Origin of the sequence: Streptomyces sp. 2-1 (assembly GCF_048564895.1) — a bacterium.
Classification (GTDB): Bacteria; Actinomycetota; Actinomycetes; order Streptomycetales; family Streptomycetaceae; genus Streptomyces; species Streptomyces phaeochromogenes.
Map to the genome: position 1 here is coordinate 74,254 of NZ_CP183383.1, position 16,283 is coordinate 90,536.

The 16,283-nt window shown below is 68.1% G+C and carries 12 protein-coding genes and 3 pseudogenes; 12 read left to right on the forward strand and 3 right to left on the reverse strand.

Annotated elements, in window-relative coordinates:
* The first annotated feature begins 197 nt into the window (after positions 1 to 197).
* On the forward strand, positions 198 to 530 hold the full coding sequence (locus tag ACN20J_RS00335; RefSeq protein ID WP_419664753.1) for a hypothetical protein: 333 nt from the start codon (positions 198 to 200) through the stop codon (positions 528 to 530).
* 1,003 nt (positions 531 to 1,533) lie between these two features.
* Here ACN20J_RS00335 and ACN20J_RS00340 read toward each other — a convergent pair.
* Complete coding sequence (locus ACN20J_RS00340) at positions 1,534 to 1,884, reverse strand: ArsR/SmtB family transcription factor (protein WP_406485868.1); 351 nt, start codon at positions 1,882 to 1,884, stop codon at positions 1,534 to 1,536.
* Between the two features lie 182 nt (positions 1,885 to 2,066).
* Between ACN20J_RS00340 and ACN20J_RS00345 the strand changes: the two are divergent.
* From ACN20J_RS00345 to ACN20J_RS00390, 10 genes and pseudogenes are all read left to right on the forward strand, one after another.
* A pseudogene (locus ACN20J_RS00345) lies at positions 2,067 to 2,431 on the forward strand (carboxymuconolactone decarboxylase family protein).
* A gap of 290 nt (positions 2,432 to 2,721) precedes the next feature.
* A complete protein-coding gene (locus ACN20J_RS00350; protein ID WP_419664754.1) occupies positions 2,722 to 3,486 on the forward strand; it encodes an SDR family NAD(P)-dependent oxidoreductase in 765 nt (254 codons plus the stop codon).
* A 67-nt stretch (positions 3,487 to 3,553) separates the two neighbouring features.
* Positions 3,554 to 4,090 carry a hypothetical protein gene (locus ACN20J_RS00355; protein WP_419664755.1) on the forward strand — a complete coding sequence of 179 codons (537 nt, stop codon included), beginning with the start codon at positions 3,554 to 3,556 and terminating at the stop codon, positions 4,088 to 4,090.
* Positions 4,091 to 4,458: 368 nt separating this feature from the next.
* Positions 4,459 to 5,397 carry an alpha/beta fold hydrolase gene (locus ACN20J_RS00360; RefSeq protein WP_419664756.1) on the forward strand — a complete coding sequence of 313 codons (939 nt, stop codon included), beginning with the start codon at positions 4,459 to 4,461 and terminating at the stop codon, positions 5,395 to 5,397.
* Positions 5,398 to 5,419: 22 nt separating this feature from the next.
* On the forward strand, positions 5,420 to 6,961 hold the full coding sequence (locus ACN20J_RS00365; protein ID WP_419664757.1) for an MFS transporter: 1,542 nt from the start codon (positions 5,420 to 5,422) through the stop codon (positions 6,959 to 6,961).
* On the forward strand, positions 6,958 to 7,716 hold the full coding sequence (locus ACN20J_RS00370; RefSeq protein ID WP_406485873.1) for a PIG-L deacetylase family protein: 759 nt from the start codon (positions 6,958 to 6,960) through the stop codon (positions 7,714 to 7,716). The genes ACN20J_RS00365 and ACN20J_RS00370 overlap by 4 nt, the downstream gene beginning before the upstream one ends.
* Positions 7,717 to 7,954: 238 nt before the next feature.
* Positions 7,955 to 8,701 (forward strand): SDR family oxidoreductase, encoded by a 747-nt coding sequence (locus ACN20J_RS00375; RefSeq protein ID WP_419664758.1) that lies wholly within the window; start codon positions 7,955 to 7,957, stop codon positions 8,699 to 8,701.
* A 59-nt stretch (positions 8,702 to 8,760) separates the two neighbouring features.
* Positions 8,761 to 8,940, forward strand: a pseudogene (locus ACN20J_RS00380) (transposase family protein); the annotation flags it as partial.
* Positions 8,941 to 9,305: 365 nt separating this feature from the next.
* Positions 9,306 to 9,521 (forward strand): annotated as a pseudogene (locus ACN20J_RS00385) (PadR family transcriptional regulator); the annotation flags it as partial.
* 53 nt (positions 9,522 to 9,574) lie between these two features.
* A complete protein-coding gene (locus tag ACN20J_RS00390) occupies positions 9,575 to 11,980 on the forward strand; it encodes an FtsX-like permease family protein (RefSeq protein WP_419664759.1) in 2,406 nt (801 codons plus the stop codon).
* A 116-nt stretch (positions 11,981 to 12,096) separates the two neighbouring features.
* On the opposite strand, the gene tpg is transcribed toward ACN20J_RS00390, so the two are convergent.
* Entirely contained in the window at positions 12,097 to 12,681 is a 585-nt protein-coding gene (tpg, locus tag ACN20J_RS00395) for a telomere-protecting terminal protein Tpg (RefSeq protein ID WP_419664760.1), read from the reverse strand.
* Between the two features lie 59 nt (positions 12,682 to 12,740).
* On the opposite strand from tpg, the gene ACN20J_RS00400 reads away from it, so the two are divergent.
* Positions 12,741 to 13,796: a TniQ family protein gene (locus ACN20J_RS00400; RefSeq protein ID WP_419664761.1), complete on the forward strand. Its 1,056-nt coding sequence runs from the start codon at positions 12,741 to 12,743 to the stop codon at positions 13,794 to 13,796.
* Between the two features lie 48 nt (positions 13,797 to 13,844).
* On the opposite strand, the gene tap is transcribed toward ACN20J_RS00400, so the two are convergent.
* Positions 13,845 to 15,872, reverse strand: coding sequence for a telomere-associated protein Tap (gene tap / locus ACN20J_RS00405; RefSeq protein ID WP_419664762.1), 2,028 nt, complete (start codon positions 15,870 to 15,872; stop codon positions 13,845 to 13,847).
* Between the last annotated feature and the right edge of the window lie 411 nt (positions 15,873 to 16,283).

Here is a 16,283-nt window from a genome sequence, read left to right on the forward strand (position 1 = left end):
GGAGTTGCAGAAACGGTCGCTGGAGAGAGAACTTGCCGCCGTCGCCGACCATCTCGAAACCGTGCGCCGAGCCGTGCACGCCCTGGAAAGCGTGATGACAGGCCCGGCGGACACGGCGCCCGCAGCGGAAACCGTCGACCCGAACCGGCGCTCTGCGCCGCCGTCGACACGGACAAAGGCGGGCTCGGGCACGGGCCGTGCAGCTCCTGTCGGTTCCTCTGCCGACGCCCGGGCGGCCTCGCGGCCGCCCGGGCGCGACGAAAGCCGGGAAGCGGGCTTCTCGTTCGAAGGACACCTCCCGCTCGAAGAACGACGCGGATCGCACGTACGGCAAGCTGACCGAACAGACCCTCGACTACCTTTCACAGGTCGGTGACGCTGATGTGCGCGCCCGCGACGTGGCAACAGCGCTGGGCCGCGCCACCGACAGCGGGAGCATCAACGCCATCCGCAGCACGCTCGACCGTCTCGTCGGCACGTCCCGGGTCCAGCGCACCGGCCGGGGCCTCTACCGTGCCCAGCAGCCCTGAGCGACAGAGCGAAAGGCCAGGCCATAGCCCCGGACGCCGTTTCGCGGGGGATCGAAGGCGTCCGGGCCACGGCACCCGCCCGGTTCTGTGCAGCGGGTGCGACAGCGTTCCCAACGTCTTCGTGGAGTGTGCCTCGACGTCTGAAACACTGTATTCACCCTACCGCACTTTGACACGCTCAATGACACTGTTGGTTCCGGGAAGTGATGCGATCCATAACAGTGTCATCAACAGTGACAAATTCTCTTGGAGCCCAGCCACCGCGCACGGATCATCGGACGACGTGAAGCACTCGTATCAGTCCTCGCCGCTTTCCCCCGGCACTCATGCGCTCACCGTCCCCCACGGTCTCGCCCACATCGAACAGCGCTACCACGTCGCCGGTTCGGGCCCCGTGTGCATCGCTCACTCAGGCGGGCCGGGCATCGGCTGGGAGTACCTCCGGATACCCGAGCTGGAAGAGCCTCGCCTGCTCGAACGCCCCGGACCCCTGGCAGGGTTTCGCCGACTACGTCCAGTGCGTCTACGCCCGGCGTCGTCGAGGTGTCATGGCAGCCAGGGTTCGTTCGTGGAGCGCTCGACGTGCTGGGCAGCAAGGCCGGGCACTGCGTGTACGTCTCGTCCGGCAGCACGGACAGTGTGCGCCTGGTGTCGATCCCGGTGACGGTCGCCACAACACGGCGTACGTCGATCGGACCGAGGACAGTCTCAGGGCACTCGCAACTCCGCCGGTGCGTCCGCGTACAAACGCGGGCGAATCACGAGGTCGTCGCCGCTGACCAGCATCACCCGCACCTCGCCACCGGTGCTCCCGGCCACATGCGCGGCTCTCACCGCCCCCGCCGCGCTCCACACGCCGGCGAACCTTCGCCGATGATCACGGTGTCCTTCATCAACGTCTCCTGTTCGGAGCCGACACTGAAGTGGCGGCGCATCCCCCGTCCTCGGGACGGAGGTTTCGGCGTCCGGAACCCCTCCGCTCGCTACGGGGTGTGCGATCTGGTCACTCCTTCTCATTACCTTCGGTCACGTGTTCGCCGACATGGTCGGAGACGGCCGCGGACAGCAGAGCCGGCAGCAGCCCGGGGAACCGGGCGTCGAGGCTCCCGCGGCGCAGTGTCACGAAGCACCGGGTGCCCTCCTGCCGGGTCTGCGTGACGCCCGCCTCACGCAGCACCTTGAGGTGATGGCTGAGGGTGGACTTGGCGATGGGGGCGCGCAGTTCGCCCCATCCGCGTTCGTTGCCGTCGGACAGCACTCGGACGATACCAAGCCGCGTCGGGTCACTGAGCGCTCCCAGTACGCGCGGCAAGGTGATCTCACTGTGGGTGGATGATGACGAGTGGTCCGGCATGGCGGCCAGGTTACCGCTTGTTCGATACCGGGCGAACGCATCAGTCTCGGAACCCAACGGTCGGTAACCGCGCCGTGGGACCCTGTCCGGCGCAGGCCCACGCCCCTCCTTGTGTCACATTCCCCCTGGCTACGTTGCCAGTGGTGCGTATCCGCAACTCGGCTATCGGTTAGGAGAAGGCCATGGATCCGCGTCTCAACTTCTTCGGCGATCCCCTCGCGAGCAAGGTCCTGAAGCACATCAATTCGGCGGGCAAGGTCGTTTCGGACTCAGGCCTGCCGGCCGCGACGCAGGAGCTGGTAAGAGCCGCGCCAGCCAGATCAACGGCTGCGGCTTCTGCACCGACATGCACATCAAGGACGCCACCGCCGCCGGTGAGATCCCGCTGCGGCTCAACCTGGTCGCCGCCTGGCGCGAGGCCACGGTCTTCACCGACGTCGAGCGGGCCGCCCTGGTGTCCCTGATCGCCATCATCAACACCTACAACCGCATCAACGTGATCACCCAGCAGCCCGTCGGCGGCTACCAGCCCGGCCAGTTCGGCTGACGAGAGGCACCTGCCTCGGCCAGATACGTACGGTCCGTCTCCGCGCCCCACCCCGACCTCCGACAGGCAGCGGACTCCGGCGCCGATCGGCCCCTTCAGTATCCATGACACCCGGCGTTCGCGACGCATCCGAAAACCACTGTGTCACACGCGGCCGTTCGCGGCTCGTCCCCCTGCCCAGCAACGCTTCGATCGACCAACGGTGTGTTGCTCCATTGATATGGCACCATGCAACGTCTGCTAGATTGTTCGATGTCCAACGAACATCGAACAACAAATCGAGGAAGCCAATGCCCAGCTCAGCAACCCTGCACTTCTCGGACCGTGTCGCTATCGTCACGGGAGCGGGATCAGGCATCGGTCATGCCACAACGGTCGCCCTGGCCGAGGCGGGGGCACGTGTCCTCGGCGTGGGGCGCCGAAAGGAGGCTCTGGAGCAGACGGCTCGCGCGCACTCCAACATCGAGATCCTGCCGCTCGACATCTGCGCGGAGGGCGCCGCGGCAACGGTCGTCACCGCGGCCGTGGAGCGGTGGGGCCGACTCGACCTGCTGGTGAACAACGCCGGCGTCACCGCCGTGATGCCCCTGGCGGAGACAGACCGCTCAGTGATCACCAACCTGTTCGAGCTCAATGTGACGGCGCCGAGTCTGCTGGCCCATGCGGCCCTGCCCCACCTACGGAAGTCCTCGGGGTCCATCGTCAACGTGTCGAGCACGTACGGCCACCGGCCGATGCCCGGCGGAGCGCACTATGCGGCCACCAAGAGCGCTATGGAGCAGCTCACCCGGAGCTGGGCACTCGAACTGGCGCCGGAGGGGATCCGGGTGAACGCCGTCGCCCCCGGCCCCACCAAGACGGACGTCCTGGCCGCGGCGGGCCTTCCCGATCACACCGTCGACGAGATGTACACCTTCGAGCGCGAGCGTATTCCCACGGGCCGCCTCGGCGATCCCCGCGAGGTCGCGGACTGGATCCTGCGTATCGCCGATCCGCGGGGGACGCACGTCACCGGTCAGGTGCTCACGGTCGACGGAGGACTCGAACTCATCTGACTGCGCCGGATGTTCGGCCGCCGCGAGCGGGCGGTCCCAGGCGGCAGGCCATCGGGGGCCTCCTGGGGTGCGAGGCGGTGCCGCTCGGCACACCAGGGGTGCCCCCTCCTTGCAAACAGTCGCGCATGTCGGCGTCATCGGCCAGAGTGCAGCTGCCGAGCACAACTGGAAGGTCTACCTCGCCGCCGTAGCCAGTATCTGGCGCGACGGCTGCATCATCCGCGCCACCTTCCTCCCTCGACCGCATCCGCGCCACCCACTCGGCCGACCCGGATATGACCAGCCTGTTCGCCGAGAAGGACTTCGCCGAGGAAATCGCCCACGTCCAGGTTTGCCCCGGCGGGAAACCATCACCTTCACGGCGCGTCGAGTTATCCCCGTCCCGGCCTTCGCCGCAGCGCCGGCCTCATACAACACCTTGCGTGCCGAGCGCCTGCGACCTGCACTCATTCAGGGACAGCGCGACTACTTCGGCGCCCACACCTACCAGCGCACCGACCGCCTCGGCGTTCCCCACCCGCTGGGCGCAGACCGACCGGGTCGAGACCCAGGGACAGCCACCGGCCGTCACCGTAAGGCGTCGTCAGGTACGCCACGTACGTGACGACGTCTTGCGTGCTCGGGCGTCGACGCCCCGCCCAGCCGACCTGAATGCCCATCAGATGAGCACGGCCTCACTGTCACATCAAGGGCTGCTCCTCGGTCTTGCCTACCACACACTGTTTCAGTCACTCGCCAGCACCGTCAGCACCTGCTGGCACCATGACCCGGTCGGCCTGGGCCAGGGCACTCCAACCGACCGGCCCAACCGCGCAAAGCTCCGAGGACAGGCCTCGTTGCCACTTGCGCCACCGTGTGCAGAACGCCTGTTGCCCACTGCTACCCGCTATCGGGCCGGTTTCCCGCACACCGTTGCCGACCCGCAGCCACCCGTATACGCACCGGATCTCAGAGGAACTCATGATGGAACGGATGGAACGCCGCGCGCTCTCTCCCCTGCAGCATGTCCGAGCCGATGTCCTGGACGTCGCCTACTACGAAACAGGGCCACGGAACGGCGACACCGTGTTGCTCCTGCACGGGTTTCCCTACGACATCCACAGTTACGTGGAAGTGGCTCCGCTGCTGGCCGAAGTAGGCTTCCGGGTCATCGTTCCCTGTCTCCGGGGGCACGGTCCCACGACGTTCCTCTCCGAGGCGACTCCCCGCGCAGGTCAACAGGCCGCCCTAGGTGCCGATGTCATCGCCCTCATGGACGCTCTGGGCATCGAGAATGCCTATGTGGCCGGATACGACTGGGGAGGCCGGGCCGCCTGCATCGCCGCAGCCGTATGGCCCGAGCGCTGTCTCGGCCTGGTCTCGGTCAACAGCTACCTCATCCAGGACATCACTGCGGCGATGAACCCCATCGCTCCTGAACTGGAGGCCGGGTTCTGGTACTTCTACTACTTCCTCACCGAGCGCGGGCGGGCCGGGCTTGCCGCCAACGCCAAGGCCGTCGCCCGCGTCATCTGGACACGGAACTCCCCCAAGTGGCATTTCGGTGACGAGGTCCTGGACCGAGCCGCCGAGTCCTTCCAGAACCCCGACTACGTCGACCTCGTCATCCACTCCTACCGCCACCGGCTCGGTTTCGCCCCCGGTTTCAGCGAGTACGAGAAAATCGAATCCATCCTCGCCCAGCAGCCCGAGATCACCGTGCCTGCCGTCACCCTCGACGGTCTGGCCGACGGGAACTTCCCGGCGACGGACGGTACGTCCTCGGCACACCATTTCACCGGCCCCCGGTTGCACCGCCAGGTGAAGGATGCCGGTCACAACCTGCCGCAGGAACACCCCGAAGCCTTCGCAGCCGCGGTCCGTGACGTCAGGCTCCTGCGCCAGGAGCAGGCCGCCCGCAACTGGGTCTGACTGGTGATGTCGAGGATTCAACATGGATATCTCTTCTGCCTCTTCCAACGGACAGCCCACTGCACGCATCGCGAGCGCCCGCGGCAAGTGGATCCTGATGACCACAGTCCTCGGGTCGAGCATGGTGCTCCTGGGTTCGACGGTCACCAACGTCGCGCTCCCCCACATAGGTGAGGACTTCTCCGCTGACCTGGCAGTCCTTCAGTGGACCGTGAACGCCTACATGCTGACCCTGGCAGGCCTGATCCTGCTGGGAGGAGCCCTGGGTGACCGGTTCGGACGGCGCCGGATCTTCGTCCTGGGAGTCGTGTGGTTCGCCGTAGCTTCGATCCTTTGTGGTCTGGCTCCCAACACCGGCACGTTGATCGCCTCGCGCGCCCTGCAGGGCGTCGGCGGGGCCCTTCTCACGCCGGGCTCGCTGGCGCTCATCGAGGCGTCGTTCCATCCGGACGACCGGCCCCGCGCGGTCGGCCTGTGGTCAGGCTTCGGCGGCATCGGCGCCGCACTCGGCCCCTTCCTGGGAGGCTGGCTCGTGGACGGCCCTGGCTGGCGCTGGACCTTCCTGCTGAACGTTCCGCTGGCTTTGGCCTGCATCCCCATCGCATTGCGCCACGTACCGGAATCTGTCGGCGCTGCCCGTCAGAGCACCGCGGCGGGGGGCACCGCACGCCGACGGCACGGCTTCGACGTCCCCGGGGCTGTCCTCGGGGCTCTCACGCTCGCTCTGGCGACGTACGCGCTGACCGAGGCCCGGAACGGAAGCCTCATGGTCGTCGTCACGGCGGTCGGCAGCATGACGGCGGGCGTCGCGTTCGTTCTCGTCGAACGGTGTCGCCCCGATCCGATGATGCCGTTGTCCATTTTCGCCTCCCGCCAGTTCACTTCGGTCAACCTCATCACTCTCTGCGTCTATGCGGGTCTGGGTGGATTCTTCTTCCTGACCGCTCTACAGCTGCAGATAGTCGTCGGGTATTCGGCGCTCGAAGCCGGCGCCGCCATGCTGCCGAATACCGTGCTCATGCTCATCTTTTCGTCCCACTCGGGCGAGCTCGCCCGACGCCTCGGTCCACGTCTTCCTCTCACCGTGGGCCCGCTCATGTCTGGGGTGGGAATGCTGATGATGCTTCGCGTCAATAGCGGTACATCGTATCTTGTGGACATTTTCCCTGCCCTGCTTGTCATAGGGGCCGGAATGGTCGTCATGGTCGCTCCGCTGACCGTGACGCTCCTGTCGTCCGTGGACAGCGAGAACGCCGGGCTCGCGAGCGGCATCAACAACGCGGCGGCCCGTGCCTCCGGGCTGGTCGCCGTGGCGGCGCTGCCGCTGCTCGTCGGCATGGGACCGGACGCATATCGCTCGGGCGCGGCCTTCGACGCGTCATTCAGCCGGGCGATGCCGCTGTGCGCAGCGATTTTGGGGATCGGGTCCGTATTGGCCTTCACGACATTGCGAGAAACCACAGAGGTCTCTCACCGACCGCATTGGCAAGCCCATGGATGGCTGATGGAGCCGCCCCTCGCACCGCGGTTTTCTCATCCACACCATCACGGGAACAATTCATGAAAGCAGGTACTGTGACCGACTCCCGTCTCACACCACTGCAGCCGATGCCGGACGACTGGCAGCGTGCCCTTGCCGTGGTGGCCCATCCTGACGATCTTGAGTACGGATGCTCGGCTGCTGTCGCGTCCTGGGTCCGGGACGGCCGCGAGATCGCCTATGTCCTCGCGACTCGCGGCGAGGCCGGCATCGACAACCTGGCACCGGCCGAAGCCGGACCACTGCGGGAGGAGGAGCAGCGGGCCAGCGCCGCGGCCGTCGGTGTCTCCGAGGTGGAGTTCCTCGGCCACCGGGACGGCGTGATCGAGTACGGCATCTCCCTGCGTCGCGATATCGCCGCCGCCATCCGCCGTCACCGGCCCGAGTTGGTGATCACCCTCAACCACCACACGACCTGGGGTCGGGGTGCCTGGAACACCCCTGATCACGCAGCCGTGGGGCGCGCCGTCCTCGACGCAGCCGCGGATGCCGGCAACCGCTGGATCTTCCCGGAACTGGCGGCGCAGGGGCTGCGGCCCTGGAACGGCGTCCGCTGGGTGGCCGTCGCCAATACGCCGGATCCCACCCACGCCGTGCGGGCGGACCGGGGCCTTCAGCAGGCGGTGCAGTCGCTGCTGCGGCATCGCACGTACATCGCGGCATTGACCGACGAGGATCCCGAGACGTACGTACGTCGATTCCTGACCGACAGCACCAGTGCGCACAGTGCGCGGTTCGACGGTCACCCGGCCGTCGTCTTCGAACTGTTCAGCCGATGACCGCCGCCTGCGCGGACTCAAACGCCCGAGCACCCTCTACGAACGAGACCAAACTAGACGTTAAGGATCAAGCTCAGTGCCCCCGGACGGGATTTCCCTCTGATGGAAGAGGCTTCGGCCGAAGGGGAACTCGCCGAATAGGCAGATTCCGCGAACCAGGTGTCACAAGGAGGGCCACTGGCCGGTCTCTTCTCGTACAGACCGAAGTTTCCGAGGAAATCCCCGAGAGGAATCCGTTATGAAGGTCGTAGTGATCGGCGGCACCGGGCTCATCGGTTCGAAGCTGGTCAGCAAGCTGGGCGAGCACGGGCACGAGGCGGTCGCGGCCGCGCCCAATACCGGGGTCAACACGCTGACGGGCGAGGGACTGGCCGATGTTCTGGAGGACGCATCGGTCGTGGTCGACGTGTCGAACTCCCCCTCGTTCGAGGACGAGGCCGTCATGGAGTTCTTCCGCACCTCCACGACCAACCTCCTCAAGGCGGAGGCCGAGGCTGGCGTCAAGCACCATGTGGCGCTGTCCGTGGTCGGCACCGAGCGCCTCCAGGGGAGCGGGTACTTCCGCGCCAAGCAGGCACAGGAAGAACTGATCAAGGCGTCCGGGATCCCGTACTCCATCGTCCACGCCACCCAGTTCTTCGAGTTCGCGAAGGGGCTCGCCGACGGGGTCACCGACGGCGACACCGTGCGTCTGCCCGCCGGGAAGATCCAGCCCATCGTCTCCGACGACGTGGCCGCGGCCGTCGGTCGCACCGCGGTCGGTTCCCCGGTCAACGGTGTGGTGGAGGTCGCGGGCCCTGAGGCCTTCGAGCTCGAGGATTTCATCCGAGTGGGACTCGCCACCAAGAACGACCCCCGCAAGGTCGTCACTGACCCGAAGGCCACGTACTGGGGTGCCGAGCTGCAGGAGACCACGCTCCTGCCAGGTCCGGACGCGCACATCGCCGAGACCAAGTTCGCAGACTGGCTCGCGCAGCAGAAGTAATTCTGCCGCGGGTGGCCCCACCTGCCTCCTCAGACAGGGGCCACCCACTGCTCTTCGTCCTCGTGGAACTCACCCTCACCGAGAAGACCGTCAACCGGGCCCTGGCCGCGGCACGGGCACCGGTTGAGGGCGCCATCGCGCGCCTCAAGTCCTGGCGGATCTTCCGCAGATCCCGATGCAGCCCGAACGGCATGACGTCAATCGCCAAGGCCATCGTCACCCTGGAGCGGCAACGCTGAAGAAGCTCACTGTGGGGGCCACATCACGTCTCTGTGCTCACTCCACGCAGGAGGCGGCAGGCGGCGAGTTAACACGTTGTCGAGCGGCGAGAGGGAAGCGGAGGGCGCCGTAGGCAGTGGATCAGGAAATTTCATATTGTTATGGCACCTGCCTCCTCAGCTCTTGCACACGAGTAGCCAGGATCTGCCCTATGGCGTGACAACATCCGGGGCGAGCACACTTACCACCACCATCAGACACTGAAGAATTGCACGCGCTTGTCGTAAATGTCCCTGTCGTAACACTCGGCGTGGGGCCCGTTCTGACACATGCCAACACCACATCTATACACAACATGTATACATCGCGTGTATAGTCCCAAGGCATGTCACTCAGCAAAGCCCTTCTCGGGCTGCTGGAGCCCTGCCACTGCCACAGTCTCCAGCGCGCCTTCGACGAGAAGCTCGGCCACGACAGGCCCGTCGCCCACGGTCAGGTCTACTCGACGATGTCACACCTTGTGAAGAACCGACTTGGCGAGGCCGACGGCTTGGAGTCCGGCGCCAGGCCCGAGTACGAGCGGTCCGCCCTCACCGAGTCGGACCGTGAGATCGTCGTACGCAACGGACGGCCCCAGAACGGGGAGCGCGTCGCATGACCCTCGACGCCCGAGCACACAGCACCGGTGCTCCCTCCCGCACACCGAGCCGCTCCACGGACAGTTCCGGCGGAGCAAGGGCGTGGATCCGTGAACTCGGCATGGGCATACGCTTCGCCACGGCCGGGGGCCGCGAGGGCTGGGCAAGGACCGCACTCACCGCCGCCGGGGTGGCGCTCGGCGTGGCGTTGCTGCTGCTCGCCGCGTCCGCACCCAACGTCCTGTCCGTCCGCACCGAGCGCGGCAACGCCCGCCAGCCCTCGAACGTCATGTCGTCGTCCTCGGTACCTCGGTCGGATTCCTCCTTCCTCTGGCTCTCGGGCGACACCGGCTTCCGGTCCGACCGCGTGGGCGGGCTGCTGTTGCGCGCCGACGGCCCGCGTGCGCCTGCCCCGCCCGGCGTCGCGAAGACCCCCGCTCCCGGTGAGATGGTCGTCTCGCCGGCACTGAGGAGGCTGCTGGACACACCGGAGGGCGCCTTGCTGAGAGAGCGTCTGGACTACCGGATCGTGGGCACCATCGCGCCTTCGGGTCTGATCGAGCCGAGCGAGCTGCACTACTACGCGGGCAGCGACCGCATCAGCCTCGACGGCGAGGCCGTACGCGCCGCGCACTTCGGGTACGTTCCCCGCCACGCCCCCCTCAATGCGTTTCTGTACGTGCTGATGGTGATGATCTGCGTCGTGCTCCTGGTACCGGTCGGCATCTTCATCGCCACCGCGGTGCGCTTCGGCGGCGACCGCAGGGACCGCAGGCTGGCGGCGCTGAGGCTCATCGGCGCGGATCGACGCATGGTGGCCCGGATCGCCGCGGGCGAGGCCTTCTTCGGCTCGGTCGTCGGGGTCGTTCTCGGCGCGGCGCTCTTCCTGGTGGCGCGTCAGGCAGCGGGTTACCTCACGCTGTGGGGCGTCAGCGCCCACCCGAGCGACATCGTCCCGAGCCTGGGGCTGGCCGTACTCGTCGCTGTCGCGGTGCCGCTCGCCTCGGTCGTGGTGACACTCTCCGCAATGCGCTCGGTATCCGTCGAGCCGCTCGGCGTCGTCCGAAACGCCAGCCTGCGGCGAAGGCGACTGTGGTGGCGACTGGTTCTGCCGGCCGGTGGCCTGGCGATCCTCCTGCTCTCCGACCAGGTCACCTCCAAGTCCCAGGGAGTCAGCCCGGTCCCTGTCGCCACCGGGGCGGGGCTGGTGCTGGTCGGCCTGGCCGGACTGCTGCCCTGGCTGGTCGAGGGGGCGGTGGCCCGGCTGCGGGGCGGCCCCGTGCCGTGGCAGCTCGCGATTCGCCGTCTCCAGCTGTCCAGCGGGTCCGCGGCACGCGCCGTCAGCGGCATCATGGTGGCCGCGGCGGGAGCGATGGTCCTCCAGCTGATGTTCGGCGCGATGCAACGGGACTTCATGACCCCCTCCAGCAGCGGTGGCGGCGCTCGGACGCCAGACCTCACCCTCGTGTCGCCGAACGGGAACCCTGCCCTCACCGCGCGGCTGGAGGAGGACTTGCGCCGCACGCCGGGCGTGACGGCGGCGTTCGCCATCACCGAGACGTACGTGTCCGGTCCCGAGCCGTCGGTGACGTCCCTGACCGTCGGCGACTGCGCCCAGCTGCGGAAAGTGGCACGCCTGCCCTCGTGTCGCGACGGCGACACATTCGTCGCGCACAACCCTGGTGATGCCGCGGGCAGTCGGTACGTGGACGAGACGGCCAGGCCCGGCAAGGCCCTCACCCTCAACGACTACGGCTCCGACAGCACAGCTCGCGGTGAGACGCGGTGGACGCTGCCGGCAGACAGTCCACTGGTCCTGACCGTGCCCGACCCGATGGGTGAGAGACACGACGGGATCCTGGCCACCCCAGGTGCACTCCCGGCCGGTCCTCTGCCAGGAGGCCACACGTGGGCGGGAATTCACACGAATCCCCGCGTGGCCGACATGCCGGATGAGGTCCGCAACACGGCTGCCAGGCTGGATCCGGCCATCGAAGTGCGGGAACGACAGAACCGGCAGCGCGACAAGGACTACGAGACGGTCCAGACAGGCCTGCTGGTCGGCGGCACACTGATGATGGTCCTGATCGCCGCGAGCATGCTGGTGTCCCAGATCGAGCAACTGCGGGAGCGCAGGCGTTTGCTGTCGGTCCTCGTGGCGTTCGGTACCCGACGCTCCACGCTGGCCTGGTCGGTGCTGTGGCAGACGGCCGTCCCGGTCGTCGTCGGCACTCTGCTCGCATCAGCCGGCGGCCTGGCCCTGGGCCGTGTGATGCTCGACATGGTGCAAAAACCGGCCAGGGACTGGTGGGTCTTCCTGCCCTACGCGGGACTGGCCGGAGGACTGATCCTGCTCGTCACCCTGATGAGCCTGCCACCACTGTGGAGGATGATGCGGCCGGAGGGCCTGCATACGGAGTGACGATGCCGTGCCCCGCCGGTTCCGCACGGGGGAACGGCGGGGCGTGTCGATCAGTCAGTCGTGGGAGTGTAAATCTAACGTCTTACAGTCCCCCCGGGGCGGGCGCCCCTGTGCGATCAGTAGTAAAACTCGAGGTAGTCGATGCGGTCGAGGGTGACGGTTTCTGCAGTGTCGGCGGGCCTGGTGCGGTGGAAGTAGCAGGCGCCCAGGGCGTCGCTGAGGATGCGGCGCAGCTCGTCCTCGGCGGCGTTGCGGTGTCGTGCGGCAAAGAGCCGTTCAATGTAGGGGGCCTGCAGGCTGAGGGTGAGGAAGCGCAGGCGGGGGTCGTCGCTGGATCCGGCTGCCGCGGTGAAGCCGAGCCAGGCTCTGAAACTGACCATCATCTGGCCGTTGTTGTGCAGGATGGCGGTGTGGGCACGTCGGCGGATGCGGGGCTGCCACAGGCGGATGATGTCCCGTTCCACGGCTTGCTGCACGGGGTCGCTCTCGGACGGCCGGCGCACCGTGCGAAGGGTGTCGAGTTCGTGGGCCGGCACGGCCAGGCGTGTGGCGAGTGCGGTCTGGTCGCCGCCCGCTTGCCGCAGCAGAAAGGCCAGGCGGGCGCGGGGCGAACGGGGCGGGTTGCGGGTCCAGTGGCGTGCGTCGGCACGGTCGAGGGCCTCTTGGACGGTGGCCGCGCTCAGACGCAAGGGCGGCGGCATGGGCGTGCTTCCTTTCGGGCGGGTGTGGTCTGCGGTGGAGGGGCTGGAAAGATCGGCGGATGCTGATAAGTGAGCCCACGGCCGCGCTGCCGCGGCGGGTGGTGCCGATTCACGGCGAGACGCTCGCCTCGTATCTGTCGCGGCTGGCGGAGCGCAACGGGATGGCTTTCGAGGAGTTGGCCCAGCACATCGGCGCACCCCGCACGATCGGGCGGGCGGACCCCGAGACCGAGGAGGTGCGGCTGGGCCCGGTGGCGCAGCAGTGTCTTGCGCAGGTCAGCGGGCGCTCGGTGGGGCAGTTGGAGCGGGCGTTGCCGTCGTGGGCGGGCGGCCGTATCAGTGCGCGGGCGCGTCGTCAGGTGCAGATCGAGGCGTGGCCGCTCGATCAGGCGCCGGTGCAGGCCTGCGCGTTGTGTGTGGCGGGGCACAGTGAGCGGCCGGTGTGGCGCGTCAGCGGTGAGCGGTGGGCGGTCTGCACGCGGCATGGCCGGTGGACGGGAACGGCCGAGGGCCGTTTCCAGGTGGGGCTGTCCCAGTTGCCGGATGTGGTGGACGCGCATGTGCGCAGGGTGCGGCTTCAGCGCAGGACGGGCTTGTATGCGCGGGCGTTGATGGCGGATGCGCAGCAGGTGGCCGTCTACTGGTGGCAGTGTCGGCAGATGGGTGCGCGCGGGGTGTGGCGCGGGCGGCAGGACGTGTTGGGGGTGGACCGGTCGGCGTTGTGGGCGGTGCCGCTGGTGGTGTATCCGGAGGCGGTGATCGTGGCGGAGGCGATGGCGGTGCGGGAGCGGCAGCGGGCGGTGGGGCGCAGCTTTGCCGGGGGCCCGGCCGGGTGGACGACGGGGCGGTGGGTGGCGTGGGTCGGTGAACGCCTGGGCATGGCCGGGGAGATGGCCGAGGGCGGTCATCGGGCGTTGGAGGCGTGGCTGATGGCGCACCGCAACACGGTGCCGGTGGCCGAGCGGCTGGCGCGGCAGGAGGGGCGGGCGGCGGCGCGCAGTGTGCCGCTTGCGTTGATGGAGCCGCATCGGGTGGTTCCCTCGGGCGGGCCGTTGGAGCAGGCGTCGTGTCTTCCGTGGCGGCTGGGGTCACCGATGACGAGCGTGCCGCTGTGACGCTGAAATTGCACGTGTGTCCCGTCCGGTGACAGGGGTGGCCGCCGCTCAGACGGGTTCTTTGACGTAGCGGGCCGGGTTGATGCCCTGGTCGTACTGCTGCTGGTACCAGCTCATGGACTGGGTTCCTTCTTCCTTGGCGTAGCCGGGGTTGACGCCCAGGCGCAGGAGTCCGGGCACGCCTTGCTGCTCGGGTCCTGGGGGGACGACGTCGAGGGCGGTGGGCGCATGGGCCGGGTAGAGCGCGCAGTCGGAAAGAACTGCGAGCGGGTAGCGGCCCGTCCCCTCGGCCATTTTGCGCATTTTGCGGTGCAGGGTGACGCGGGCGCGGGAGACGACGGCGGCGCGGATGTCGGGGCGCCAGGTGGGTTTGTCCAGGGCGGGCCAGCGTGTGTAGGGGGCGGTGATGTCACGTGGCCCTTCACGGAGTTTGCCGAGGCCGCCTTTGGCGGTGGCTTTGATGGCCGCGAGCAGTCCGAGCAGGGCGGCGTCGGCCGTGGCGAGTGTCTTCATGGCGGCGAGGTAGTCGGCCTGGGGGATTTTCACGTGCACGCCGAGGTCGGCCATGGTGGCGAGGTAGGCGTCACGGATCCGTTCGTACCAGGAGGTGAGGTAGGGGCCGGTGTCGTCGCGCAGATAGGCCTCGATCGGCTGGACGTCCACGCCGAGTTCTTGGGCGTAGGCCAGGGTGGGCGTGGTGTACCAGGCGGGTCCGGTCGGGGCTTGGCCGGTGGCGGTGAAGGGTGAGGGCAGGCGCGGGTCCAGTACGGCGTGGGTGAGGTCGCAGTACCAGGCACCGGGAATCTTGTCGTCGAAGGCGGGCGCGAGGGCGTGGCGGGGCGGGGAGTTGAGGCCGACGGGCAGGCCGGAGGAGGCGGCTGCGAAGGCGAGGTTGGTATCGAGTCCGACGACGTGCGGGAATTCGGCTGTCTCCTGCTGGCTGGGTGGGCGGCTCCAGTCCCAGGCTTCCTCCTCCATGGCCTGCTCGGGCAGGCGGCCCCGGGCGAGCGGATGGGCATCGGGGGCTTCTGGCGGTGCGGGTTCCAGGACTGTGTGCAGGCCACGGGGGTTGGGCTCGCCCCCGCCGCCCGGAGCGCGGCGTGGTCTGGTCGGCGGCCGCAGGGCGGTCATGAGTTCCACGCCGCACACGGCGGTGGAGCCGCGGGGGGTCAGCAGCCGGTCGGTGTAGGCACCCAGCACGCGGGCCAAATCGGCGGGCGGCAGCGGCGGAAGGTTCCAGCCGTCCTGGGACAGCGCTCCCCAGGCGGTGACGGCCAGTTGCACGGAGGCGCGCTTATTGTTCCTGACGGGCCGAAAGACGCTGGGCCAGGGGCCGAACCCGCGTCGGGTGAGGCTGAAGCCTGCCTGCCGGAGCTGGGCGATGACCGGGTGGGAGTCGGCAAGACGCAGGCGCGCGCGGTCGTCCAGGGCGACGGGCAGGTGCAGGGCTGCGCTGGCCGCTGGTGTCAACACGATGAGTGGGTCGCAGTCCCTGTCGAGGCCTTGCTTGGTCACCTTGTCCCCGCTCAGGCCGCTACGCAGCGTCCACTGCAGAAGGGAGACAAGGTCGTCGGCCTCAAGCCGCAGTTGGGAGCCGTTGGTGAAGTGGGCGACCAGGGTGTCGGTGTGGTCGATGACGGCCAGGGGACCTGTGGGGATAACCGGCTGCGCAGATGCGGTCTTGCTGCGTGGTGAGGACGGCATGTGGTCGGTGGCGGGAAACAGCGTCGGCTGTTCAGGCTGGTCGGCTGCCGTCGCAGGCGGTGCGGCAGGCGTGGGCCGAGCGGGCGGCTGGTTGGGCTCGGGCCTCTCCAGGGCCTTGAGGCCCTCAAGGAGGCGCGCGTAGGCCGCACGATGTATGCCGATGGGCTCACGGGTGCGGGCTTCCCAGGCCGTGATGTCCTCGGCCGGGCAGCCGAGGACATCGGCTGTCTGCGCTGCGGACAGGCCGGCGGCCTTGCGCAGCCGTGTCCGTTCGCTGGGCGGGGGCAGGGGTATGCGCTGGGCCGAGAGGTCAGCGAGGAGCCCATCCACCCGCGCCAGGAGTTCGGCTTCGTCACCGTGGTCTTCTCGCACACGCCGAATCTGCCAGGCTCGTCTGCCGCGCCATCGGATTCTCGCCATCACCGGAATCTGCTCTGCCGGGAGCGGTTCGGTCCTCGCGGCACGCCGGACGACCGGCATCCATCCAGGACAAAGACGCCGCCAGCGGAGCGCATCCTCACGGAAAAACACCCTGCCTGCTGCGGATTGTCACGTGCGTTGAGGTTGAACAGCCGCGTCCGTCGCTGGCGGGCCGGGGCCTGGATGGCGGATTACGGATCATGTGACGCCCGCTCTCCATTAGAGTCAACTCCCTTACTAGCAGGGGCCATTGGCCTATTCGCTGGCGGCGGTCTGCGGACGGTGCGCGGGGCTCGGGATAAGAGAGCGGGGACACGGTGGCTGTCACATTGGAGGTCGTCCACCGGATCGAGGACGGCAGCA